27 protein-coding genes are annotated in these 24,527 nt (G+C 60.6%); 26 read left to right on the top strand and 1 reads right to left on the bottom strand.

Going from position 1 to position 24,527, the window contains the following annotated elements:
• The first annotated feature begins 21 nt into the window (after positions 1–21).
• The 4 genes from yajC to BM019_RS03660 all read left to right on the top strand — a co-directional run bounded on the left by yajC (position 22) and on the right by BM019_RS03660 (position 3,881).
• Positions 22–357 (top strand): preprotein translocase subunit YajC, encoded by a 336-nt coding sequence (yajC, locus tag BM019_RS03675; protein WP_007929510.1) that lies wholly within the window; start codon positions 22–24, stop codon positions 355–357.
• A gap of 62 nt (positions 358–419) precedes the next feature.
• On the top strand, positions 420–2,288 hold the full coding sequence (gene secD / locus BM019_RS03670) for a protein translocase subunit SecD (RefSeq protein WP_007929511.1): 1,869 nt from the start codon (positions 420–422) through the stop codon (positions 2,286–2,288).
• A gap of 9 nt (positions 2,289–2,297) precedes the next feature.
• Entirely contained in the window at positions 2,298–3,212 is a 915-nt protein-coding gene (gene secF, locus BM019_RS03665; protein ID WP_092417626.1) for a protein translocase subunit SecF, read from the top strand.
• Between the two features lie 120 nt (positions 3,213–3,332).
• Positions 3,333–3,881 (top strand): glycine zipper 2TM domain-containing protein, encoded by a 549-nt coding sequence (locus BM019_RS03660; RefSeq protein WP_007929513.1) that lies wholly within the window; start codon positions 3,333–3,335, stop codon positions 3,879–3,881.
• 145 nt (positions 3,882–4,026) lie between these two features.
• On the opposite strand, the gene suhB is transcribed toward BM019_RS03660, so the two are convergent.
• Positions 4,027–4,842 carry a type III secretion system regulator SuhB gene (gene suhB / locus BM019_RS03655; RefSeq protein ID WP_007929514.1) on the bottom strand — a complete coding sequence of 272 codons (816 nt, stop codon included), beginning with the start codon at positions 4,840–4,842 and terminating at the stop codon, positions 4,027–4,029.
• A 255-nt stretch (positions 4,843–5,097) separates the two neighbouring features.
• On the opposite strand from suhB, the gene trmJ reads away from it, so the two are divergent.
• From trmJ to BM019_RS03545, 22 genes are all read left to right on the top strand, one after another.
• Positions 5,098–5,877, top strand: a complete 780-nt coding sequence (gene trmJ / locus BM019_RS03650) for a tRNA (cytosine(32)/uridine(32)-2'-O)-methyltransferase TrmJ (RefSeq protein WP_009045443.1) — start codon at positions 5,098–5,100, stop codon at positions 5,875–5,877.
• A complete protein-coding gene (gene cysE / locus BM019_RS03645) occupies positions 5,870–6,646 on the top strand; it encodes a serine O-acetyltransferase (protein ID WP_007929518.1) in 777 nt (258 codons plus the stop codon). The genes trmJ and cysE overlap by 8 nt, the downstream gene beginning before the upstream one ends.
• Before the next feature lie 259 nt (positions 6,647–6,905).
• Positions 6,906–7,397: a Fe-S cluster assembly transcriptional regulator IscR gene (gene iscR, locus BM019_RS03640; protein ID WP_009045442.1), complete on the top strand. Its 492-nt coding sequence runs from the start codon at positions 6,906–6,908 to the stop codon at positions 7,395–7,397.
• Between the two features lie 50 nt (positions 7,398–7,447).
• The gene (locus tag BM019_RS03635) at positions 7,448–8,662 is read left to right on the top strand and encodes an IscS subfamily cysteine desulfurase (RefSeq protein WP_009045441.1); all 1,215 of its coding nucleotides are present in this window, start codon (positions 7,448–7,450) and stop codon (positions 8,660–8,662) included.
• A gap of 102 nt (positions 8,663–8,764) precedes the next feature.
• Positions 8,765–9,151 carry a Fe-S cluster assembly scaffold IscU gene (gene iscU / locus BM019_RS03630; RefSeq protein ID WP_007929523.1) on the top strand — a complete coding sequence of 129 codons (387 nt, stop codon included), beginning with the start codon at positions 8,765–8,767 and terminating at the stop codon, positions 9,149–9,151.
• A 48-nt stretch (positions 9,152–9,199) separates the two neighbouring features.
• Entirely contained in the window at positions 9,200–9,523 is a 324-nt protein-coding gene (gene iscA / locus BM019_RS03625) for an iron-sulfur cluster assembly protein IscA (protein WP_007929524.1), read from the top strand.
• A gap of 8 nt (positions 9,524–9,531) precedes the next feature.
• Entirely contained in the window at positions 9,532–10,053 is a 522-nt protein-coding gene (gene hscB / locus BM019_RS03620; protein WP_038576126.1) for a co-chaperone HscB, read from the top strand.
• A gap of 51 nt (positions 10,054–10,104) precedes the next feature.
• Entirely contained in the window at positions 10,105–11,967 is a 1,863-nt protein-coding gene (gene hscA / locus BM019_RS03615) for a Fe-S protein assembly chaperone HscA (RefSeq protein ID WP_092417625.1), read from the top strand.
• Positions 11,968–11,970: 3 nt separating this feature from the next.
• Entirely contained in the window at positions 11,971–12,312 is a 342-nt protein-coding gene (gene fdx, locus BM019_RS03610) for an ISC system 2Fe-2S type ferredoxin (RefSeq protein ID WP_009045439.1), read from the top strand.
• A gap of 14 nt (positions 12,313–12,326) precedes the next feature.
• Complete coding sequence (gene iscX, locus BM019_RS03605; protein ID WP_007929528.1) at positions 12,327–12,527, top strand: Fe-S cluster assembly protein IscX; 201 nt, start codon at positions 12,327–12,329, stop codon at positions 12,525–12,527.
• Between the two features lie 94 nt (positions 12,528–12,621).
• Positions 12,622–13,047 (top strand): nucleoside-diphosphate kinase, encoded by a 426-nt coding sequence (gene ndk, locus BM019_RS03600; protein ID WP_007929529.1) that lies wholly within the window; start codon positions 12,622–12,624, stop codon positions 13,045–13,047.
• 29 nt (positions 13,048–13,076) lie between these two features.
• Positions 13,077–14,225 carry a dual-specificity RNA methyltransferase RlmN gene (gene rlmN / locus BM019_RS03595; RefSeq protein WP_007929531.1) on the top strand — a complete coding sequence of 383 codons (1,149 nt, stop codon included), beginning with the start codon at positions 13,077–13,079 and terminating at the stop codon, positions 14,223–14,225.
• Between the two features lie 12 nt (positions 14,226–14,237).
• Positions 14,238–14,996 (top strand): type IV pilus biogenesis/stability protein PilW, encoded by a 759-nt coding sequence (gene pilW, locus BM019_RS03590; RefSeq protein ID WP_092417624.1) that lies wholly within the window; start codon positions 14,238–14,240, stop codon positions 14,994–14,996.
• Positions 14,996–16,021 carry a RodZ domain-containing protein gene (locus tag BM019_RS03585; protein ID WP_092417623.1) on the top strand — a complete coding sequence of 342 codons (1,026 nt, stop codon included), beginning with the start codon at positions 14,996–14,998 and terminating at the stop codon, positions 16,019–16,021. Before pilW ends, BM019_RS03585 begins: the two co-directional genes overlap by 1 nt.
• Before the next feature lie 2 nt (positions 16,022–16,023).
• Positions 16,024–17,133 (top strand): flavodoxin-dependent (E)-4-hydroxy-3-methylbut-2-enyl-diphosphate synthase, encoded by a 1,110-nt coding sequence (gene ispG / locus BM019_RS03580; protein ID WP_007929536.1) that lies wholly within the window; start codon positions 16,024–16,026, stop codon positions 17,131–17,133.
• 22 nt (positions 17,134–17,155) lie between these two features.
• On the top strand, positions 17,156–18,445 hold the full coding sequence (hisS, locus tag BM019_RS03575) for a histidine--tRNA ligase (RefSeq protein WP_009045435.1): 1,290 nt from the start codon (positions 17,156–17,158) through the stop codon (positions 18,443–18,445).
• A gap of 40 nt (positions 18,446–18,485) precedes the next feature.
• Complete coding sequence (locus BM019_RS03570) at positions 18,486–19,127, top strand: tetratricopeptide repeat protein (protein ID WP_007929540.1); 642 nt, start codon at positions 18,486–18,488, stop codon at positions 19,125–19,127.
• A complete protein-coding gene (gene bamB, locus BM019_RS03565; RefSeq protein ID WP_009045434.1) occupies positions 19,120–20,271 on the top strand; it encodes an outer membrane protein assembly factor BamB in 1,152 nt (383 codons plus the stop codon). Before BM019_RS03570 ends, bamB begins: the two co-directional genes overlap by 8 nt.
• A 139-nt stretch (positions 20,272–20,410) precedes the next feature.
• Positions 20,411–21,883 (top strand): ribosome biogenesis GTPase Der, encoded by a 1,473-nt coding sequence (gene der, locus BM019_RS03560; protein WP_007929542.1) that lies wholly within the window; start codon positions 20,411–20,413, stop codon positions 21,881–21,883.
• Positions 21,884–22,074: 191 nt separating this feature from the next.
• Complete coding sequence (locus tag BM019_RS03555) at positions 22,075–23,223, top strand: pyridoxal phosphate-dependent aminotransferase (RefSeq protein WP_092417622.1); 1,149 nt, start codon at positions 22,075–22,077, stop codon at positions 23,221–23,223.
• The gene (locus BM019_RS03550) at positions 23,211–24,008 is read left to right on the top strand and encodes an amidohydrolase (RefSeq protein WP_007929544.1); all 798 of its coding nucleotides are present in this window, start codon (positions 23,211–23,213) and stop codon (positions 24,006–24,008) included. The genes BM019_RS03555 and BM019_RS03550 overlap by 13 nt, the downstream gene beginning before the upstream one ends.
• Positions 24,009–24,062: 54 nt before the next feature.
• On the top strand, positions 24,063–24,476 hold the full coding sequence (locus BM019_RS03545) for a hypothetical protein (protein WP_092417621.1): 414 nt from the start codon (positions 24,063–24,065) through the stop codon (positions 24,474–24,476).
• The last annotated feature ends 51 nt before the right edge of the window (positions 24,477–24,527 follow it).

The following is a 24,527-nucleotide window of genomic DNA, read 5'->3' as shown; positions in this document are numbered from 1 at the left end:
TGCAATTATCCGGAGTGTTACATGAGCTTTTTTATCTCGACTGCAATGGCTGATGCTGCTGCACCTGCTGCTGGCCCCGCCGGCACTGGCTTTGAGTGGATTTTCCTGGTCGGTTTCCTGGTCATCTTCTACCTGATGATCTGGCGTCCACAGGCCAAGCGCGCCAAAGAGCAAAAGAACCTGCTGGGCAGCCTGCAGAAAGGTGACGAAGTTGTGACTACTGGCGGTATCGCCGGCAAGATCACCAAAGTGACCGACGACTTCGTAGTGCTGGAAGTTTCCGACACTATCGAGATGAAGTTTCAGAAAGGCGCGATCGCTGCCACGCTGCCAAAAGGCACGCTGAAGGCGATCTAAGTTTCAACTTTTACCAATCGACGGGGCGCGCAAGGCGCCCCGCTTCATAAACGGGCGGCGTGATGCTGAACAAATACCCTCTGTGGAAATACGTACTGATCCTGGCGGTGCTGGCGATCGGTTTTATTTATTCCGCTCCCAATCTATACCCTGATGATCCGGCCATTCAGGTCAGCGGCGCGAGCACCGCGTTGCAGGTCACTCAGGCGGATCTGGATCGTGCGAGCAAAGCGCTCACCGACGCCGGGATCAACGTCAAGGCAGCGACCATCGCGGCCAAGGGCAAGGGCGGCCTGCTGCGTCTGACCAAGCAGGAAGACCAGCTTCCAGCCAAGGACGTCGTGCGCAAGGCCCTGGGTGACGACTACGTCGTTGCATTGAACCTGGCACAAACCACCCCGCAATGGCTGCGCAACCTCGGCGCGCATCCGATGAAGCTGGGCCTGGACTTGTCCGGTGGTGTGCACTTCCTGCTGGAAGTGGACATGGAAAAAGCCCTCGACGCACGCCTGAAAGTCTACGAAGGCGATGTGAAGAGCCTGCTGCGTAAAGAGCGTCTGCGCTATCGCAGCCTGCCGCAGCTGGGCGGTGCCATTCAACTGGGCTTCAGCGACGAAGCGACCCGTGAACAGGCCCGTGCGCTGATCCGCAAGAACTTCAACGATTTCGACATTGTTCCGGCCGACCTCAATGGTCAGGCGGTGCTGCGTCTGGCGATGACCCCGGCCAAGCTGGCGGAAATCCGTGAATACTCCATCAAGCAGAACTTGACCACGGTGCGTAACCGCGTCAACGAGCTGGGTGTTGCCGAGCCTCTGGTTCAGCGCCAGGGCGCCAACCGTATCGTGGTTGAGCTGCCGGGCGTGCAGGACACCGCTGAAGCCAAGCGTATCCTGGGCAAGACGGCCAACCTTGAGTTCCGTCTGGCCGCCGAGCCGGGCGCTTCGAAAGCCACTTCCGAGTCTTTCGAGTTCCGTGAAGGCAATCGTCCTCCTGCGCTGATCGAGCGTGGCCTGATCATCACTGGTGACCAGGTGACCGACGCCCAGGCGGGCTTCGACGAACATGGTCGTCCACAGGTGAACATCAAGCTCGATGGCCACGGCGGCGAGCTGATGAGTCGTTCGACCCGCAGCAACGTCGGTCGCAGCATGGCGGTGATCTTCATCGAGCAAAAGCCGACCACCACTTACACCAAGCAAGTGGTCGACGGTGTCGAGAAAGACGTCGCGGTGCAGAGCTTCAAGGAAGAGAAGAAGATCATCAGCCTGGCGACCATTCAGTCGCCGCTGGGTAGCCAGTTCCGCATCACCGGCCTGAACGGCCAGGGCGAGTCCTCCGAGTTGGCGCTGCTGCTGCGTGCCGGTGGTCTGGCTGCACCGATGTACTTCGCCGAAGAGCGCACCATCGGCCCGAGCCTGGGTGCCGACAACATCACCAAGGGTATCGATGCATCGCTGTGGGGCATGCTGTTCGTGTCGCTGTTCATCATCGCCATCTACCGTTTCTTCGGCATCATCGCCACCGTGGCGCTGGCGCTGAACATGGTGCTGCTGCTGGCCCTGATGTCCTTGCTGGGGGCTACGCTGACCCTGCCGGGTATCGCCGGTATCGTGCTGACCATGGGTATGGCGGTGGACGCCAACGTACTGATCTTCTCGCGGATACGTGAAGAGATCGCCGCCGGCATGACCGTGCAGCGGGCAATCAACGAAGGCTTCGGCCGGGCATTCACCGCGATTCTCGACTCCAACCTGACCACGTTGCTGGTCGGCGGGATTCTCTTTGCCATGGGCACCGGCCCGGTCAAAGGCTTTGCGGTGACCATGTCCCTCGGGATCTTTACCTCGATGTTCACGGCCATCTGGCTGACCCGCGCGATGGTCAACCTGATCTTCGGCGGTCGTGACTTCAAGAAGTTGTGGATTTAAGGGGCTGCCATGTTACGTACTATCAACTTCATGGGCGTGCGGAACGTTGCGTTCGGCGTCACTTTGCTCCTGACCGTTCTGGCGCTGTTCAGCTGGTTCCACAAGGGGTTGAACTATGGCCTGGACTTTACCGGCGGTACGCTCATCGAGCTGACCTACGAGCGTCCGGCGGATGTGATGAAGGTTCGTGCTCAACTGAGCGAATCCGGCTATCACGAAGCGATCGTGCAAAGCTTCGGTGCGACCACCGACCTGTTGGTGCGGATGCCGGGTGAAGATCCGCAACTGGGCCACCAGGTGGCGGAGGCGCTGCAGAAGACCGGCGGCGACAACCCGGCGCAGGTCAAGCGCGTCGAGTTCGTCGGCCCGCAAGTGGGTGAAGAGCTGCGCGACCAGGGCGGCCTCGGCATGCTGATGGCGCTGGGCGGCATCCTGATCTACCTGGCCTTCCGCTTTCAGTGGAAGTTCGCGGTCGGCGCCATCGTCTCCCTGATCCACGACGTGGTGGTGACCGTGGGTATCCTGTCGTTTTTCCAGATCACCTTCGACCTGACGGTGCTGGCGGCGGTACTGGCGATCATCGGCTACTCGCTCAACGACACCATCGTGGTGTTCGACCGGGTGCGTGAGAACTTCCGTGTGCTGCGCAAGGCCAGCCTGATCGAGAACATTAACATCTCGACCACTCAGACCCTGTTGCGCACCATGGCGACCTCGATCTCCACCCTGCTGGCGATCGCGGCACTGCTGTTCTTCGGTGGCGACAACCTGTGGGGCTTCTCCATCGCCTTGTTCGTCGGTGTCCTGGCGGGTACCTACTCGTCGATCTACATCGCCAACGTGGTGCTGATCTGGCTGAACCTGAGCAGCGAGGACCTGATTCCTCCGACCAATACCGAGAAGGAAGTCGACGACCGTCCATAACGGTTTTCCCTTCCCGGCAAGCAGTCGAAAAGGCGCGAGTATTGAACTCGCGCCTTTTTTTATGCTCCAAGGCTGGGAGAAGCGCGGGCTTGTCCCGCTTGTGATGGTCAGGAGGTTCACGTGAACAAGTCGATGCTGGTTGGTGCGGTATTAGGTGCCGTCGCTGTGACTGCTGGGGGGGCTGTTGCCACCTACAAGCTGGTCAATAGTGGCCCTGAGTATGCGCAGGTGCTGGCAGTTCAGCCGGTCAAACAACAGATCAAAACACCGCGTGAAGTGTGCAAGGACGTCACCGTGACCCGTCAGGCTCCGGTGAAGGATCAGCATCAGATCGCCGGTACGGTGGTCGGTGCGCTGGCCGGTGGCCTTCTGGGCAACCAGATCGGCGGCGGCACAGGCAAGAAGATCGCCACGGTCGCTGGTGCGGTCGGCGGTGGTTACGCCGGTAACAAGGTGCAGGAAGGCATGCAGGAGCGTGACACCTACACCACCACTCAGACTCGCTGCAACACGGTCAACGACATCAGCGAAAAGGTCGTGGGTTATGACGTGAAGTACGAGCTGAACGGCAAGCAGGGTCAGGTGCGTATGGATCGTGATCCAGGCAGCCAGATTCCGGTCAATAAGGAAGGTCAGTTGATCCTGGGCCAGAACCAGCCGGTGCAATAAGCATTCATTGTCATCATGAAAAAGCACCCTGCGGGGTGCTTTTTTATTGCCTGCAGGTTTTTGAGGCTTCTACAGGGAGAGTTGTTTTCCGATAAACCCCAGGCATAAAAAAGCACCCCGAGGGGTGCTTTTTTGTCGCTGGCGCTTAGCGCTTCAGCGAAGCCGGCAGGTGCGGCTGGATGGCGGTGAGGACCGCCTTGAAGCATTTGGTGTTGCCGGCAACCACGTGGCCTTTTTCCAGGAAGTCGTGACCGCCGGTGAAGTCGCTCACCAGGCCGCCGGCCTCTTGGATCAGCAGGGCGCCCGCAGCCATGTCCCACTCGGACAGGCCTGACTCCCAGAAGGCGTCGAAACGACCGGCAGCCACGTAGGCTAGGTCCAGGCTGGCAGCGCCGGCGCGGCGGATGCCGGCGGTCTGGCCGACCAGGGCGCGGAACATGCCCAGGTAGTTGTCGAGGTTGTCCATCTGATCGTCACGGAACGGGAAGCCGGTACCCAGCAGGGCGCCGTCCAGGCTGGTGCGGCCGCTGACGCGCAGGCGACGACCGTTCAGTTGGGCGCCGCGACCACGGCTGGCGGTGAATTCTTCCTGACGCACCGGGTCCAGAACCACGGCGTGTTCCAGGCGGCCGCGGTATTTGCAGGCGATGCTGACAGCGAAATGAGGAATGCCGCGCAGGAAGTTGGTGGTGCCGTCCAGTGGGTCGATGATCCACAGGTAGTCTTCGCCTTCGCCACTGCCAGCGTGCAGGCCGGTTTCTTCACCGAGAATGCCGTGAGTCGGGTAGGCCTTGCGCAATGCGTCGATGATCTTCTGCTCGGCAGCGCGATCAACTTCGGATACGTAGTCTTTGGCGTCTTTTTCGTCGACCTTGATGGTATCCAGGCGCTCGATGGAGCGGAAAATCAGTTCACTGGCGCTGCGGGCGGCGCGCAGCGCGATATTCAGCATTGGCTGCATGGATAGGTCACCTAAGGTTGTTAAAGAAAGCCGAGCATTCTAGCAGAAAACTTTTGCAGATGAAGGTCGACATTCGCTCCGCTTGCCTGGTCTGCCGCTCAAGCCCATAAATACGCGGACATTTTGACGAGTGGTGGTTCGTCTGCAACTGGTCGGCTTCTATAAGGTGCGATCCAGAAGCAGTTATTTTTGAGGCGGGAGCGCTGGCTGTTCTGTAAGATCTGCTCCCCTTTCCCGTGTCCGAGAGCGCCTCCCTTGCTGCAGAACATTCGTGTCGTCCTGGTCAATACCAGTCATCCCGGAAACATCGGCGGGGCTGCGCGTGCCATGAAGAACATGGGGCTGTCGCGGCTGGTGCTGGTTGAGCCGCGGATTTTCCCGTCCCATGAGGCCGATGCGCGCGCCTCCGGCGCTACCGACATTCTGGAAAACGCTCAGGTGGTCGCCACCCTGGAAGATGCCCTGGCTGGCTGCACCCTGGTGTTTGGCACCAGCGCCCGTGACCGGCGTATCCCCTGGCCGTTGCTCGACCCCCGTGAGTCCGGGGTCAAGGTGGTGGAAGAAGCGGGGCAGGGCGCCGAAATTGCCTTGGTCTTCGGTCGTGAGGATTCCGGCCTGACCAATGACGAGCTGCAGCGATGTCATTTTCACGTGCATATCCCTTCGGACCCGGAGTTCAGCTCGCTGAACCTGGCGACGGCGGTGCAGGTACTGGCTTATGAAGTGCGTATGTCCTGGCTGGCGGCCGAAGGCCAGCCGAGCAAGGTCGAGAAGGATGAAGTGGCGTCGCCGCGCAGTGATGAGCTGGCGACCATGGACGAACTGGAGCGGTTCTACGAGCATCTGGAGCAGACGCTGGTGGCCATCGACTTCCTCGATCCGGAAAAACCACGGCACTTGATGGCGCGCCTGCGCCGGTTGTACGGACGCAGCTCGGTGAGCCGGGCGGAGATGAATATTTTGCGTGGCATCCTCACGGAAACCCAGAAAGCGGCCCGTGGCGAGCTCCTTAAGCGGAAGAATGATGATGTTTGAGCGTTTGCGTGAAGATATCCAGAGTGTTTTCCATCGTGACCCGGCGGCGCGTAACGCGTTCGAGGTCCTGACCTGCTACCCGGGCATGCATGCCATCTGGATTCATCGCCTGTCCGGCGCGTTGTGGGGCATGGGTTGGAAGTGGCTGGCGCGCCTGGTGTCGAACTTCGGGCGCTGGTTGACCGGGATCGAGATTCACCCGGGGGCCAAGGTCGGTCGCCGTTTCTTTATCGACCACGGCATGGGCATCGTCATTGGCGAGACCGCCGAGATCGGTGACGACGTGACCCTCTATCAGGGTGTGACCCTGGGCGGCACCAGCTGGAACAAGGGCAAGCGTCATCCGACCCTGGAAGATGGCGTGGTGGTGGGGGCGGGCGCCAAGGTGCTGGGGCCGTTCACTGTAGGGGCGGGCGCCAAGGTCGGCTCCAATGCGGTGGTGACCAAGGCGGTGCCGGCGGGCGCCACGGTGGTGGGTATTCCCGGGCGTATCATCGTCAAGTCCGATGACGAGCAGGAAGCCAAGCGCAAGGCCATGGCCGAGAAGCTCGGTTTTGACGCCTATGGGGTCAGTGAAGACATGCCGGATCCGGTGGCGCGGGCCATTGGCCAGTTGCTCGATCACCTGCAGGCCGTCGATGGACGTCTGGAGGGTATGTGCGGGGCCTTGAAGGATCTGGGCAGTAACTACTGTGCCAAGGATCTGCCGGCGCTGCGCGATGAGGACTTCGCGGGCGTCAAGGACAAGGGCGACAGCCAGGTCGGCTGAGCCTTTCGGGCGCTTTGGCGTTGATCGCGAGCAGGTTCGCTTTGTCGAAGTGAGCCTGCTTGCGCAACGTCCAAAAGGGCGTTGGCGACCCATTAGTCACCGAGCAAATCCAGGGCGTGCCATTACCCTGCAGACTTTGCTATGATTCGCGCGCTCTTTTGCGGGTAAACCTGACTAAAGTAGTAGGTCTTATAGTTGACTTAATTACTCGGGAATTGCATACTCGCTCCCATCCCGAAACACTCCGTGGTACTTGTCCATGCGACTGACTACAAAAGGCCGATACGCGGTAACAGCCATGCTTGACTTGGCGTTGCACGCGCAACATGGGCCGGTGTCCCTGGCCGATATCTCTGAGCGCCAAGGCATCTCCCTGTCCTATCTCGAACAGCTCTTCGCCAAGCTGCGCCGCAGCAATCTGGTGTCCAGCGTGCGTGGTCCAGGCGGTGGCTACCAGCTGTCGCGTGACATGCAAGGCATTCAGGTGGCCCAGGTGATCGATGCGGTGAACGAGTCGGTCGATGCAACCAAATGCCAGGGCCAGGGCGATTGCCATTCCGGCGACACCTGTCTGACCCACCACCTGTGGTGCGATCTGAGCCTGCAGATTCACGAATTTCTGAGCGGTATCAGCTTGGCTGACCTTGTGACTCGCCGTGAGGTGCAAGAAGTAGCCCAGCGTCAGGATCAGCGCCGCTGTAATGGCAAGGCGCAGCACCTGGACAAGATTGAAGCGTCCGCCGTCGAATGACAGCCAAAGAGCTAGCGGCACGCCAGCCAGCCTGATTTAGGAGAGAGTCCATGAAATTGCCGATTTACCTTGATTACTCAGCGACCACCCCGGTTGATCCGCGTGTCGCGCAAAAGATGAGTGAATGCCTGCTGGTCGACGGAAACTTCGGTAACCCGGCGTCCCGCTCCCACGTGTTCGGCTGGAAGGCCGAAGAGTCGGTGGAAAATGCCCGTCGCCAAGTGGCTGACCTGGTCAATGCCGACCCGCGTGAAATTGTCTGGACCTCCGGTGCCACCGAGTCCGACAACCTGGCAATCAAGGGTGTCGCGCATTTCTACCACACCAAGGGCAAACACCTGATCACCTCGAAGATCGAGCACAAGGCTGTCCTGGACACCATGCGCCAACTCGAGCGTGAAGGCTTCGAAGTCACCTACATCGAGCCAGGCGAAGACGGCCTGATCACTCCGGCCATGGTTGAAGCTGCCCTGCGCGACGACACCATCCTGGTTTCGATCATGCACGTGAACAACGAAATCGGCACCATCAACGACATCGCCGCCATTGGCGAGCTGACTCGTTCCAAAGGCATTCTGTTCCACGTCGATGCGGCTCAGTCCACCGGCAAGGTCGATATCGACCTGCAGGCGCTGAAAGTCGACCTGATGTCCTTCTCTGCCCACAAGACTTACGGTCCTAAAGGTATCGGCGCGCTGTACGTCAGCCGCAAGCCGCGGGTTCGCCTCGAAGCGACCATGCACGGCGGCGGTCATGAGCGCGGCATGCGTTCCGGCACCCTGGCCACCCACCAGATCGTTGGCATGGGCGAAGCCTTCCGTGTAGCCAAGGAAGACATGGCTGCCGAAAACCTGCGCATCAAGGCGTTGAGCGACCGCTTCTACAAGCAGGTCGAGCACCTGGAGGAGCTGTACATCAACGGCAGCATGACCTCCCGCGTGCCGCACAACCTGAACCTGAGCTTCAACTACGTCGAAGGCGAGTCGCTGATCATGGCGCTCAAGGATCTGGCGGTTTCCTCCGGTTCGGCCTGCACCTCGGCTTCGCTGGAGCCTTCGTACGTGCTGCGCGCCCTGGGCCGCAACGACGAACTGGCACACAGCTCGATCCGCTTCACCTTCGGCCGCTTCACCACCGAAGAAGAAATCGATTATGCCGCGCAGAAAGTCTGCGAGGCCGTGACCAAGCTGCGCGCTCTGTCGCCGCTGTGGGACATGTACAAAGACGGCGTCGATATCTCGAAGATCGAGTGGGCGGCACACTAAATATAGAAGCCGCCAGGTACAGCTCCTGTAGCGACGCGGCGACTGACGCAGGCGTAACTACAGGGGCTCAAGAGCGGCCCTGATGAGTGAGGATTAAGAATCATGGCTTACAGCGAAAAGGTCATCGACCACTACGAGAACCCGCGCAACGTCGGCAAGATGAACGCGGAAGATCCTGATGTCGGCACCGGCATGGTCGGCGCTCCGGCGTGCGGCGACGTGATGCGCCTGCAGATCAAGGTCAACGAGCAGGGCATCATCGAAGACGCCAAGTTCAAGACCTACGGTTGCGGCTCGGCGATCGCCTCCAGCTCCCTGGCTACCGAGTGGATGAAAGGCAAGACTCTGGATGAAGCAGAGACCATCAAGAACACTCAGCTGGCTGAAGAGCTGGCCCTGCCGCCAGTGAAAATCCACTGCTCGGTACTCGCCGAAGACGCCATCAAGGCCGCCGTTCGCGACTACAAGCAGAAGAAAGGCCTGATCTGATTTTCGCGGATCAGCTTTCACAGATTGAGCGACAAGTAAGGAGTCACGATGGCTATCAGCATGACAGAAGCGGCTGCTCAACACGTGCGGCGCTCCCTCAACGGGCGCGGCAAAGGTGATGGGATTCGTCTGGGTGTTCGCACCACGGGCTGTTCCGGCCTTGCCTATGTCCTGGAGTTCGTCGACGAGATCGGTGAAGACGATCAGGTGTTCGAGAGTCATGGCGAGAAAGTGATCATCGATCCGAAAAGCCTGACCTACCTGGACGGCACCGAACTGGACTTCGTCAAGGAAGGGTTGAACGAGGGCTTCAAGTTCAACAACCCCAACGTGCGCGGTGAATGTGGCTGCGGCGAAAGCTTCAACATCTGAGGCAGCTCGTGGGTACTCCTTGTCATTTCGCTTTATTTGAGCTGCAACCGAGCTTCCGCCTGGATCTCGATCAGCTGGCCACGCGCTACCGTGAGTTGGCGCGTGCCGTTCATCCGGACCGCTTCGCTGACGCTTCCGAGCGTGAGCAGCGCCTGGCGCTGGAACAATCCGCCAGCCTCAACGAGGCCTACCAGACTCTCAAGAGTCCTCCCAAGCGCGCGCGATACCTGCTCGCGATGGGCGGCCATGAGCTGCCGCTGGAGGTCACGGTGCACGATCCGGAGTTCCTTCTGCAGCAGATGCAGTGGCGCGAAGAGCTCGAGGATCTGCAGGACGAGGCCGACCTGGCCGGTATTGCAGCTTTCAAGCGCCGCCTGAAAGTGGCCCAGGATGAATTGAACGAAAGCTTCGCAGCCTGTTGGGATGATGCTGCGCAACGCGAACAGGCCGAGCGCCTGATGCGGCGCATGCAGTTCCTCGACAAGCTCACCTACGAAGTGCGCCAGTTAGAAGAGCGCCTCGACGATTAACCCAGTGCCGCTCCGGTCGCACGCCTGATATACAGATAAGTCCAGATAAACATGGCCCTACTGCAGATCGCTGAACCCGGCCAAAGTCCTCAACCGCACCAGCGTCGCCTGGCTGTGGGGATCGACTTGGGTACTACCAATTCGCTGGTCGCTGCCTTGCGCAGTGGTCTTTCCGAGCCGCTGGCCGATGCCAACGGGCAGGTCATCCTGCCGTCTGCCGTGCGCTATCACGCCGACCGTGTCGAGGTGGGCGAGTCCGCCAGGCTGGCGGCGTCTGCCGATCCCCTGAACACTGTGTTGTCGGTCAAGCGCTTGATGGGGCGTGGTCTGTCCGACGTCAAGCAGTTGGGCGAGCAGCTGCCATACCGCTTCGTCGACGGCGAGTCGCACATGCCGTTCATCGACACCATCCAGGGCCCGAAAAGCCCGGTGGAAGTCTCCGCCGACATCCTCAAGGTATTGCGTCAACGCGCCGAGTCGACCCTGGGCGGTGAGCTGGTGGGGGCGGTGATCACCGTTCCGGCCTATTTCGACGATGCGCAGCGTCAAGCGACCAAGGATGCGGCCAAGCTGGCCGGTCTCAATGTGTTGCGTCTGCTCAACGAGCCGACTGCGGCGGCCGTGGCCTATGGTCTGGATCAACACGCCGAAGGCGTGGTGGCCATTTATGACCTGGGTGGCGGGACTTTCGATATTTCTATTCTGCGCCTGACCGGCGGCGTCTTCGAAGTGCTGGCCACCGGTGGCGACAGCGCCCTGGGCGGTGACGATTTCGATCATGCGATCGCCGGCTGGATCATCGAGAGCGCTGGCCTGTCCGCCGATCTCGATCCGGGCAAGCAGCGCAATCTGCTGCAAATCGCCTGTGCCGCCAAGGAAGCGCTCACCAATGCCCCGTCGGTCGATGTGACCTATGGCGCCTGGTCGGCACCGCTGACCCGCGAAGCCTTCGATGCCCTGATCGAACCAATGGTGGCGCGCAGCCTCAAGGCCTGCCGTCGCGCCGTGCGTGATTCCAATGTCGAGCTGGAAGATGTCCAGGCAGTGGTCATGGTCGGTGGTTCGACCCGTGTTCCACGGGTTCGCGAGGCGGTCGCCGAAATGTTCGGTCGCCAGCCGCTGACCGAGATCGACCCGGACCAGGTGGTGGCCATTGGTGCCGCGATCCAGGCCGATACCCTGGCCGGCAACAAGCGCGATGGTGGCGAACTGCTGCTGCTTGATGTGATTCCGCTGTCCCTGGGGCTGGAAACCATGGGTGGGTTGATGGAGAAGGTGATTCCGCGTAACACCACCATCCCCGTTGCTCGGGCCCAGGACTTCACCACTTACAAAGATGGCCAGTCGGCCATGATGATTCATGTGTTGCAGGGCGAGCGCGAGCTGATCAGCGACTGCCGTTCCCTGGCGCGTTTCGAACTGCGCGGCATTCCGGCCATGGTCGCCGGGGCGGCGAAGATCCGCGTGACCTTCCAGGTCGATGCCGATGGTCTGCTGAGCGTGTCCGCTCGCGAGCTGGGTTCGGGCGTCGAAGCCAGCATCCAGGTCAAGCCCTCCTACGGTCTGACCGATGGCGAAATCGCCAGGATGCTCAAGGATTCCTTCCAGTACGCCAGCGACGACAAGGTCGCCCGCGTGCTGCGTGAGCAGCAGGTCGATGCCCAGCGCCTGATCGAGGCGGTGCAGGGCGCTCTGGAAGCGGACGGCGAGCGTCTGCTGGATGCCGAAGAGCGCATGGTCATCGAGCTGCAAATGCAGGAATTGAGTGAATTGATGCGTGGCACCGATGGTTACGCCATCGAGCAGCAGACCAAGCGTCTGTCGCAAGTGACCGATGCTTTTGCTGCCCGCCGCCTGGACTCGACGGTGAAAGCCGCTCTGGCGGGGCGCAATCTGAATGAAATCGAGGAATAACTGATGCCGCAGATCATTTTTCTGCCACACGCCGTGTTTTGCCCGGATGGCCTGGTTGTAGAGGCTGCCCCGGGTACCTCGATTCTCGAAGTGGCGCATGACAACCACATCGAGATCGAGAGCGCCTGCGGCGGCGTCTGCGCCTGTACTACCTGTCACTGCATCGTTCGCGAGGGTTTCGACTCGCTGAACGAAGCCGACGAGCTGGAAGAAGACTTGCTGGACAAAGCCTGGGGCCTGGAGGCGCAATCGCGTCTATCCTGCCAGGCGATCGTCGGCGAGGAAGACCTGACCGTCGAAATTCCGAAATACTCGCTCAACCATGCAGCCGAAGCGCCGCACTGATTCAAGGAATCATCATGAGTCTGAAATGGGTTGATGTGCTGGAAATCGCGATCCAGCTGGCTGAGTCCAAGCCGGATGTGGATCCGCGGTACGTAAACTTTGTCGATCTGCACCAATGGGTTCTGGCGCTGCCGGAATTCAGCGACGATCCGGCTCGCGGTGGCGAGAAGGTTCTTGAAGCCATTCAGGCCGCCTGGATCGAAGAAGCAGACTGAGTCTGTCCCGTACGCAGTTAGGCAATCCCTATAAACCCGCGTATAATTCGCGGGTTTAATTTTTCGCTTTAATCACCGTTTCTGGAGTTACACCATGGCTGTTCAACGTACTTTCTCCATCATCAAGCCTGACGCTGTTGCAAAAAACGTCATCGGCGAGATCGTTACCCGTTTCGAAAAAGCTGGCCTGCGCGTTGTAGCTTCGAAAATGAAGCAACTGTCGAAAGCCGAAGCTGAAGGCTTCTACGCTGAGCACAGCGCTCGTGGCTTCTTCGGCGAGCTGGTTGCTTTCATGACTTCCGGTCCGGTTGTCGTTCAGGTTCTGGAAGGCGAAAACGCTATCGCTCTGAACCGTGAGCTGATGGGCGCTACCAACCCTAAAGAAGCTGCTGCCGGCACCATCCGCGCTGACTTCGCTGAATCCATCGACGCCAACGCCGTTCACGGTTCGGACTCCGAAGCCGCTGCTGCACGCGAAATCGCTTACTTCTTCGCTTCCACCGAAGTGACCACTCGCTAAGCCAAAGGCCCGTGAGTGAAGGTGAAACCATGACTACATCGACTGGCAAAACTAACCTGTTGGGTCTGACTCAACCGGAAATGGAAAAATTCTTCGACTCAATCGGGGAGAAGCGTTTCCGTGCCGGTCAGGTAATGAAATGGATTCACCACTTTGGCGTCGATGATTTCGACGCCATGACGAACGTCGGCAAGGCCTTGCGCGAAAAGCTCAAGGCCGTTGCCGAAATTCGTGGTCCGGAAGTGGTCAGCGAGGACATCTCCAGCGACGGCACCCGCAAGTGGGTGGTGCGCGTGGCGTCCGGCAGCTGCGTCGAGACCGTTTACATTCCCCAGGGCAAACGCGGCACCTTGTGCGTTTCGTCCCAGGCAGGCTGTGCCCTGGACTGCAGTTTCTGCTCCACCGGCAAGCAAGGCTTCAATAGCAACCTCACCGCCGCCGAAGTCATCGGCCAGGTGTGGATTGCCAACAAATCCTTTGGCAGCGTCCCGGCGACCGTCGACCGTGCCATCACCAACGTGGTGATGATGGGCATGGGTGAGCCGCTGCTGAACTTCGACAACGTCATCTCGGCCATGCACCTGATGATGGACGACCTGGGCTACGGCATTTCCAAGCGCCGCGTGACCCTGTCGACCTCCGGCGTGGTACCGATGATCGATGAGCTGGCCAAGCACATCGACGTTTCCCTGGCGTTGTCCCTGCACGCACCAAACGATGCGCTGCGCAACCAGCTGGTACCGATCAACAAGAAGTACCCGCTGAAGATGCTGCTCGAGTCCTGCCAGCGCTACATGTCGTCGCTGGGCGAGAAACGTGTGCTGACGATTGAGTACACGCTGCTCAAGGACGTCAATGATAAGGTTGAACACGCTGTCGAGATGATCGCGTTGCTCAAGGACATTCCTTGCAAGATCAACCTGATCCCGTTCAACCCGTTCCCGCATTCCGGTTACGAGCGGCCGAGCAACAACGCCATTCGCCGGTTCCAGGATCAACTGCATCACGCAGGCTTCAACGTCACCGTGCGTACCACGCGCGGCGAAGACATCGATGCGGCCTGTGGACAACTGGTCGGGCAGGTGCTGGATCGCACCCGTCGTAGCGAACGTTATATCGCCGTGCGCGAGTTGAGCGCCGACGCCGATATGCCGCAAAGCGCTGCGAATCGTACCTGAGAGAGGATCTCCATGACCTTGCGCGTCGCGCTGCTTCTGCTTTTTGTCAGCCTGTCGGCTGGCTGTGTTCTTTCGGGGGATTTCAACCCGATGAAGACAAGCAAGGGGCGGGACGAGGCGCGTGAGGCCTATGTTCAGCTGGGCCTGGGATATCTGCAGCAAGGCATGACCGAGCGGGCGAAAGTACCGTTGAAAAAGGCCCTGGAGCTGGACGAGTCCGATGCTGACGCCAATGCCGCCCTGGCCTTGGTGTTCCAGGCTGAAATGGAACCCGAGCTGGCTGACCAGCATTACCGCAAGGCCCTGGCTGCTCGTCCCTCCGATGCCCGTATCCTGAACAACTACGGCAGTTTTCTCTTTGAAGAAAAACGTTACAAAGATGCTTATCAGCGCTTTGAACAGGCGGCTGCTGATACCCTGTACCCCGAGCGATCCCGAGTGTTCGAGAACCTTGGCATGACCGCCGCGATGCTGGGTGACCGTGACCTGGCCCGGCAACACCTGGAAAAAGCCCTGCGCTTGAACCGCCAGCAGCCTCGCGCATTGCTGGAAATGGCTGAGTTGTCCTTCGAAGACAGGCATTATGTGCCCGCACGCGACTATTACGATCGTTTTAGCCTGCTGAGCGAGCAAAATGCACGTAGTCTATTGCTCGGCGTTCGGCTGGCAACGGTGTTCGAAGATCGCGACAAGGCCGCCAGTTACGGCCTGCAATTAAAACGACTCTATCCCGGTACGCCGGAATATCAGCAATACCTGTCGGAGCAATGATGAAAGCGGCGCATCCCGAAGTTCTAGCAGCGACTCGCGTCAACCCCGGTGAGACCCTGCGTCAGGCCCGCGAAAGCAATGGTTGGTCGCTGGCTGAAGTGGCCCTCAAGCTCAATCTGACCGCAAACTCGTTGAGCAATCTGGAAGCCGGCGCTTTCGACAAGCTGCCGGGGCATACCTTCGCCCGCGGTTATATCCGTGCCTATGCCAAGTTGCTGGGGATGGACCAGGCCGTTCTGGTCCAGGCCTTCGACCAATACACGGGCACCGATTCCCAGGGCAGCAATGTGCACAGCCTCGGCCGTATCGAAGAGCCAGTACGGGTTTCCCACACCATTTTGCGCATCGTCAGCCTGTTGCTGCTGATCGCGGTGATCGGTGGTGGCTTTATCTGGTGGCAGGATCAAACGTCCGTGCGCACCAAGGAGCTGGTTGGTCTCAATCAGGAACACGTCGAAGTCGAAGGGGCCGACGGCACCACGCAGATTCATCCGATCGATGAGCCGGAAGACCAGGCGGTCGTGGAAGGTCAGACCGAGGGCGAAACCGCCCTGGCCCTGCCTGAAACCCCGGCTCCAGGCCAGGCCCAGGCTGATGCTACAGCTCCTGCGCCAAGCGCTCCGGCTGCCGCACCTGCAGCCCCGGTTGCTCCTGCTCCAGTGGTCGTGGCACCAGCGCCGAGCGCTCCGGCCGCGCCTGCCCCTGTAGCGCCTGTGGTCGCAGCAGCGACTATTCCGGCTGCCCCGGCAGCGCCAACTGCGCCTGCCGCCGCGCCTGTAGCCGGCGCGGGTCAGGTACAGATCCAGTTCACAGCCGATTGCTGGACCCAGATCACCGACGGCAGCGGCAAAGTGCTGTTGAGTGGCCTGAAGCGCAAGGGCGAGACCGCCGATGTTTCCGGCAAGCCGCCATTTGCCGTGCGCCTGGGTTATGCCCGTGGTGCGCAGGTCAGCTACAACGGACAAGCGGTCGATGTGGCTCCGTTCACCAGTGGCGAGACTGCTCGCCTGAAGTTAGGTCAATAGTCATGCACGGCGAATCTCCAATCAAACGTCGCGAGTCCCGCAAGATCTGGGTCGGCTCGGTACCCGTGGGTGGCGATGCCCCCATTGCCGTGCAGAGCATGACCAACAGCGACACCAACGATGTGGCGGCCACTGTGGCCCAGATCAACCGTCTGGAAGCCGCCGGTGTCGATATCGTGCGGGTTTCCGTACCGGATATGGACGCGGCCGAAGCTTTCGGCCGTATCAAGCAGCAGGTCAAGGTGCCGCTGGTTGCCGACATCCACTTCGACTACAAGATCGCCTTGCGCGTGGCCGAACTGGGCGTCGATTGCCTGCGGATCAACCCCGGCAACATCGGTCGTGAAGACCGCGTGCGCGCGGTGGTGGACGCGGCCCGTGATCGCGGGATCCCGATCCGTATCGGCGTCAACGCCGGTTCCCTGGAAAAAGACCTGCAGAAGAAATATGGCGAGCCGACCCCGGCGGCGCTGGTGGAGTCTGCCCTGCGTCACGTCGAGCACCTTGAGCGCCTGAACTTCAAGGACTTCAAGGTCAGTGTGAAAGCCTCCGACGTGTTCATGGCCGTCGAAGCCTATCGGCTGCTGGCCAAGGAAATCATCCAGCCGCTGCACCTGGGTATCACCGAAGCCGGCGGTTTGCGTTCAGGCACGGTGAAATCCGCCGTGGGCCTCGGTATGCTGCTGGCCGAAGGGATTGGCGATACTATTCGCATCTCGTTGGCGGCCGACCCGGTCGAAGAAGTGAAAGTCGGCTACGACATTCTCAAGTCCCTGCATCTGCGTTCCCGTGGCATCAACTTCATCGCCTGCCCGAGCTGCTCGCGGCAGAATTTCGATGTGGTCAAGACCATGAACGAACTGGAAGGGCGTCTCGAGGATCTGCTGGTACCGCTGGACGTGGCGGTCATCGGTTGTGTGGTCAACGGTCCGGGTGAAGCCAAAGAGGCGCATATCGGCCTGACCGGCGGGACGCCGAACCTGATTTACATCGACGGCAAACCGTCGCAGAAACTGACGAATGACAATCTTGTGGATCAACTGGAAAAGCTGATCCGCGAGAAAGCGGCCGAAAAGGTCGAAGCCGACGCAGCGCTGATCGCGCGCGGCTAATCGAACGAATTAAGGATTTTTTGTGAGCAAGTCTCTGCAAGCCATTCGTGGCATGAACGACATCCTGCCCGAGCAGACGCCCCTGTGGCGCTATTTCGAGGGCACCGTTGCGCGGTTGCTGGATAACTACGGTTACAAGCAGATCCGTATGCCGATCGTCGAGTTCACCGAGCTGTTCAAGCGCTCCATCGGTGAAGTGACCGACATCGTCGAAAAAGAGATGTACACCTTCGACGACCGTAACGGCGACTCCCTGACCCTGCGTCCGGAAGGCACCGCGGCGTGCGTGCGCGCTGTGCTCGAGCATGGCATCACTGGCGGTGGCCAGGTGCAGAAACTCTGGTACATCGGCCCGATGTTCCGTCACGAGCGTCCGCAGAAAGGCCGTTATCGTCAGTTCCACCAGATCGGTTGCGAAGTCTTCAACCTCGACGGTCCGGACATCGACGCCGAACTGATCGTGCTGACCTGGCGCCTGTGGGGCGAACTGGGTATCCGTGACGCGGTCAAGCTCGAGCTGAACAGCCTGGGAACCGCCGAAGCCCGTGCGCGTTATCGCGATGCGCTGGTGACGTTCCTCTCGGCACGCATGGACAAGCTCGACGAAGACAGCCAGCGCCGCCTGAAAACCAACCCGCTGCGCGTGCTCGACACCAAGAACCCGGACACTCAAGCCGTACTGGTGGACGCGCCGAAGCTGGCCGACTACCTGGACGAAGAGTCCCGCGTGCACTTCGAGGGCCTCAAGGCCCGTCTGGATGCCGCCGGTATCCCTTATGTGATCAACCCGAAGCTGGTGCGCGGGCTGGATTACTACAGCAAGACCGTTTTCGAATGGGTCACCGACAAGCTCGGTGCCCAGGGCACCGTCTGTGCCGGCGGCCGCTACGACGGCCTGGTCGAGCAGATGGGCGGCAAGCCTACCCCGGGCGTCGGTTTCGCCATGGGTATCGAGCGTCTGGTACTGCTGCTGGAAACCCTGGAGCAGATCCCGGAAGAGATCTCGCGCCAGGTCGACGTTTACCTCTGCGCCTTCGGGGAAGCCGCCGAACTGGCTGCTCTGGCGTTGAGCGAACGGGTTCGTGATCAGTTGCCCAACCTGCGCCTGCAGATCAACGCCGGCGCCGGCAGCTTCAAGAGCCAGTTCAAGAAAGCCGACAAGAGCGGTGCATTGTACGCATTGATCCTCGGTGACGACGAACTGGCCCAGCAAGTGGTAGGTTTCAAACCCCTGCGTGGCCAGGGCGAACAACAAAGCATTGCCTGGGATGCGCTCGCTGCACACCTGGCCACCTGCGTCGTGCAGGGTTGAAGCTGTCAAACAGCCGATTTAGCGAATAAGGAGTATTGGGGTGTCGAGTACCGAAGATGAACAGCTGGCGGATTTGAAGGACTGGTGGCAGCGCAACGGCAAGCCCTTGGTCACCGGCGGCCTGTTGGCGCTGGTCATCGTGTTCGGCTGGCAGGCCTGGCACAAGTATCAGAACAATCAATCGCAAGGCGCCTCGATGCTCTATCAGCAATTGCTGGAGACCACGCTGACGCCTGACGGCAAGCCGGATGCAGCCCGTGTGGCAGACCTGGCCGGCAAGCTCAACAGTGAGTTCGGCGGTACTGCCTACGCGCAATACGGCAGCCTGTTCGTCGCCAAGGTGGCGGTCGACACCGGCAAGCTGGACGACGCAGCGACCGAGCTCAAAGCCATCGCCGACAAGCCGGCCAACCCGACGCTGGGCGAAATCGCCCGTCAGCGCCTGGCCCAGGTCCTGGCCGCGCAGAACAAGGCCGATGAAGCGCTGAAGCTGCTCGAAGGCGATGCCGACAAGGCGTTCCTGGCCACTCGCGAAGAGCTCAAGGGCGACCTGCTGGTCCAATTGGGCCGTACCGACGAAGCCCATGCTGCGTACGAAAAAGCCAAGGCCGCGCTGTCCGATGAAGCGGCGGTCGGTGGCCTACAAATCAAGCTGGACGACCTGGCCAAAGGGGATGCGTGACGTGATCCGTTGGAAACATGCAGCATTGCTGGCTCTGGCCGTTCTGGCCGCGGGTTGCAGCAGCAACAGCAAGAAAGAATTGCCACCTGCCGAACTGGTCGACTTCAAAGAAGAAGTGGTCCTGCAGAAACAGTGGAGCCGTTCGGTCGGTGACGGCCAGGGCGAAACCTACAACATGCTGGTTCCGGCGATCGACGGCAGCACTATCTACGCCGCCGACGTCACTGGCGTGGTAGAGGCACTGGATCGCATGAACGGCGATGTCAAATGGAAACAGGACCTGGAGTTGCCTGTGTCCGGTGCCGTTGGCGTGGGTTACGGCCTGGTCATGATCGGTACCCTCAAGGGCGAAGTGGTCGCTCTGGACGCTTCGAGCGGCGAAGAGAAGTGGCGCGCGCGGGTGACCAGTGAAGTACTGGCTCCGCCGTCCACCAATGGCGATGTGGTGGTGGTCCAGACCCAGGATGACCGTGTGATCGGCCTCGATGCCGCCACCGGCAACCAGATGTGGGTCTACGACAGCACCCCAGCGGTACTGACCCTGCGCGGCACCAGTGCGCCAATCACCACCAACCGCCTGGCGGTTGCCGGTCTGTCGACCGGTAAAGTGGTGGCCCTGGATATCCGTAACGGCGTGCCGGTGTGGGAACAGCGTGTGGCTATTCCGCAAGGTCGTTCCGAGCTGGATCGCGTGGTCGACATCGACGGTGGCCTGCTGTTGTCCGGCGGCACCCTGTATGTCGCCAGCTACCAGGGTCGCGTAGCGGCGCTGGACCTGGAAAGCGGTCGTCCGCTCTGGCAGCGCGATGCTTCCAGCTATGCGGGTGTCGCTCAAGGTTTCGGCAGCGTCTATGTGAGCCTGTCCTCCGGCACAGTCGAAAGCATCGACGAGCGTTCCACCACTGCGCTGTGGAGCAACGACTCGCTGGCCCGCCGTCAACTGTCGGCCCCGGAAGTCTTCTCCAGCTACGTGGCGGTCGGCGACCTGGAAGGTTACCTGCACCTGCTGAGCCAGGTGGACGGTCGCTTCGTCGGCCGTGAGCGTATCGACAGCGATGGTCTGCGTGCGCGCCCGCTGGTAGTGGGCAACATGATTTATGTGTATGGCAACAGCGGCAAACTGGAAGCCCTGACCATCAAGTAATGGTTTGACTATGCTTGGGGTTGATCCCCAAGCGGCCTTGCCCCGGCAAGGTTCGCAGCACGTCACGTGCTGCCCCGAGCACCAGCCGCTGCCTCGCAGCGGCTTTTGTATTTTCTGAATTAACGCAGTGGAGAGCCGCATGGTTCCCGTAATCGCCCTGGTGGGCCGACCGAACGTCGGCAAGTCCACCTTGTTCAACCGCCTGACTCGGACTCGCGACGCCATTGTCGGCGACCTGTCCGGTCTGACCCGTGATCGCCAATACGGTGAGGCCAAGTGGCAAGGGCGTACCTACATTCTGATCGACACCGGCGGTATCTCCGGTGACGAGCATGGCATGGACGAAAAGATGGCCGAGCAGTCGCTGCTGGCCATCGAAGAAGCCGATGTCGTCTTGTTCCTGGTAGATGCCAAGGCCGGTTTCACCGCGGCCGACCAGATGATCGGCGAGCACCTGCGCAAACGTAACAAGACCTCTTACGTGATCGCCAACAAGGTCGACAATATCGACCCTGACATGGCACGTGCCGAGTTCGCCCCGCTGGGCATGGGCGATGCGATCCCGATCGCCGGCGCTCACGGTCGTGGTATCACGCAGATGCTGGAAATCGCCCTGCGCGAGTTCCCGAAAGACGACGCAGACGAGCCGGAAGAGGGCGAGGAAGAAGTCGTAGCCGAAGGCGAGGAAGCCAAGCGCATTCCGGGCCCGAGCGAAAAAGACGGGATCAAGATCGCCATCATCGGCCGGCCGAACGTGGGCAAGTCGACCCTGGTCAACCGCATGCTCGGCGAAGACCGGGTCATCGTCTACGACCAGCCGGGTACCACCCGCGACAGTATCTACATTCCCTTCGAGCGTAACGAAGAGAAGTACACGCTGATCGACACCGCCGGTGTGCGCAAGCGCGGCAAGATCCACGAGGAAGTTGAAAAGTTCTCGGTGGTCAAGACCCTGCAGGCGATCAAGGACGCCAACGTGGTGATCTTCGTTATGGACGCCCGCGAAGGCGTGGTGGATCACGACCTGAACCTGCTGGGCTTTGCCCTGGAAGCAGGCCGGGCGCTGGTTATCGCCCTGAACAAATGGGATGGCATGGACCCGCGCGAGCGTGACTATGTGAAGACCGAGCTGGAGCGCCGGCTGTTCTTCGTCGACTTCGCCGACATCCACTTCATCTCGGCGTTGCACGGTACTGGCGTGGGTAACCTCTACCAGTCGGTGCAGAACTCCTTCAAGTCCGCGGTAACCCGCTGGCCGACCAGCCGCCTGACGCAGATTCTCGAAGACGCCGTGAGCGAGCACGCGCCACCGATGGTCAACAACCGTCGCATCAAGCTGCGTTATGCCCACCTGGGTGGCGCCAACCCGCCGCTGATCGTGATCCACGGTAACCAGGTGGAGAAGGTGCCGAAGTCCTATGTGCGCTACCTGGAAAACACCTACCGGCGTGTTCTGAAGCTGGTCGGTACGCCGATCCGCATCGAATTCAAGGGCGGTGAAAACCCGTACGAAGGCAACAAGAACACGCTCACCGACCGTCAGGTCAACAAGAAGCGTCGTTTGATGACGCACCACAAAAAGGCCGAGAAGAAGCGCAAAGACAAGCGCTGAGTCACCCGCTAGGAGCCGGCTTGCCGGCGAAGCATTGAAGCGGGTCCGCGGCTTCGCCGGCAAGCCGGCTCCTACAGGATTTGCCTTGGAAAAAGGGCGCCTTTGGCGCCCTTTTTCATGCCTGTGGTTTGGGCTATTCTCGGGACCTCCCCGAGCCGCCGTAGAGCCGGGTGTTCAGCAGGGAACCACCCATGATCACCAGTAAGCTGCCGAATGTCGGCACCACTATCTTCACGCAAATGTCACAGCTCGCCGTGGAAACCGGCGCGCTGAACCTGTCCCAGGGTTTTCCCGATTTCGATGGCCCGCAGGCCCTGCGCGATGCGGTTGCCCGGCATATCGCCAGCGGCCACAACCAATACGCACCGATGACCGGCCTGCCGGCCTTGCGCCAGCAAGTGGCGGCCAAGATCGCCCGCAGTTATGGCGTGCAGGTGAATGCCGACACCGAGGTAACCATTACTCCGGGCGCCACCCAGGCGATCTTCTGCGCCATCCAGGCAGTGATCCAGCCCGGTGATGAAGTGATCGTCTTCGATCCTTGCTACGACAGCTATGAGCCTTCGGTGGAGCTGGCTGGCGGGCGCTGCGTGCATGTACAGCTTGGCCTGACCGATTTCGCCATCGACTGGCAGAAGCTTGGCGAGGCCCTGAGCCCGCGTACGCGGATGATCATTCTCAATGCCCCGCACAACCCCAGCGGTGCGCTGATCAGCCATGCGGAACTGGACCGGCTGGCTGCGCTGATTCGCGATCGGGATATCTACCTGGTCAGCGACGAGGTGTACGAGCATCTGGTATTCGACGGCATCCCCCACGTCAGCGTGCTGGCCCATGAGGAGCTGTACCAACGGGCATTCGTGGTCAGCTCCTTCGGCAAGACCTATCACGTGACCGGTTGGAAAACCGGTTATGTGGTCGCACCACCGACCCTGAGCGCGGAGCTGCGCAAGGTGCATCAATATGTCAGCTTCTGCGGCGTGACCCCTTTGCAGTACGCTCTGGCGGACTACATGGCCGAACACCCGGAGCATGTCGAAGAGCTACCCGGTTTCTATCAGGCCAAGCGCGACCTGTTCTGCGACCTGCTGGCACCTTCGCGATTCAGTTTTACCCGGGTGGCCGGTACTTACTTCCAACTGGTGGACTACTCGCAGATCCGCCCGGACCTGAATGACGTCGAGATGGCGATCTGGATGACCCGCGAGCACGGTGTCGCGACCATTCCGGTGTCGGTGTTCTACCACGAGCCACCGCAAGGACAGCGTCTGGTGAGGCTATGCTTTGCCAAGCGTGAGGAGACGCTGCGTCGGGCAGCGGAGAAGCTATGCGTGATCTGAGTGCTTTGCCCAATCTGAATGTGGCGCTGATCCAGACCTCTCTGGTCTGGCACGACCGCCAGGCCAATCTCGAGCACTTCGAGCTGTTGCTCGAACAGGCCCGGGGCGCTGATCTGATTATCCTGCCGGAAATGTTCACCACCGGATTTTCCATGGAGTCCGAAGCCCTCGCCGAGGCGGAAAACGGCCCGACCAGCAAGTGGCTGCGCAGCCAGGCCGCCAGGCTCGATGCGGTCATCACTGGCAGCGTGATTATCCAGGCCGCCGACGGCAGCCACCGCAACCGCCTGCTGTGGGCTCGCCCTGACGGCGAGGTCTGGCATTACGATAAACGCCATCTGTTCCGCATGGCGGGCGAGCACGATCACTACACGCCGGGCGAACGCCAGGTGCAGTTCGAACTCAAGGGTTGGCGGGTCAGGCCGCTGATCTGCTACGACCTGCGTTTTCCGGTGTGGAGCCGCGATGCCCGGGATACCGACTTGCTGCTGTACACGGCCAACTGGCCGGGGGCGCGGCGCCAGCACTGGAACCGTTTGTTGCCGGCCAGGGCCATCGAAAACCTGTGTTATGTGGCTGCGGTCAATCGGGTCGGCACCGACGGCAAGGGGTTTGCCTACACCGGGGATAGCCAGGTGCTGGATTTCCAGGGCGAGACCCTGCTCAGCGCCGGTGAGGCCGACGGGGTATTCCAGGTCTGCCTGAATGCCGCGGATCTGGCGGCCTACCGCGCGCGCTTTCCAGCCTACCTCGATGCGGACACCTTCGAGTTCACCCAGGCTTAAAGATCTGTCGGGGTGGGCCGTTAAGGGGTAAGAGGATTTTCAGGGAGATTTGTCATGACCACTATCGGTGCCGCGAGCATCAATCCATTCCCGCTGGGGGCCGCGCCGCAAAAGCTCAACATCGCCGAGCAGCAGGCCAGTCCGCTCGAGGTGCAGGACAAGAGCGCTGTCGAAGACAGCAACTCGGTGAGTGTCGACATGCAGGAATACGGCGCCAAGGCCGACCTCAGCTCATCCACCGCCGATATCGTCGCGCAGTTGCAGAAGCAGATCGACCAGACGGAAAAGACCCTGTCCGAGCAGCAGTCGCACTTGTCCGGGGTGCAGAAGGGGCAGGCGAGCGAGGAGCAGAAGGCACAACAGGCCTTGGAGGTGCAGGCGCAGATCGCGATCACCGCCAACAACCTGCAGGTGTTGCAGGCGGCCTTGCTCCAGGCGCTGACGGCGCGGATCAATACCACCGCCTGAGCGGGGCAATAAATACACAGCAAAAAAAGCCCCGGATCATCCGGGGCTTTT

The sequence above is a fragment of the Pseudomonas sp. NFPP07 genome, assembly GCF_900115645.1.
Lineage (GTDB): Bacteria > Pseudomonadota > Gammaproteobacteria > Pseudomonadales > Pseudomonadaceae > Aquipseudomonas > Aquipseudomonas chlororaphis.
This window is presented reverse-complemented; position numbering and strand designations above follow the sequence as displayed.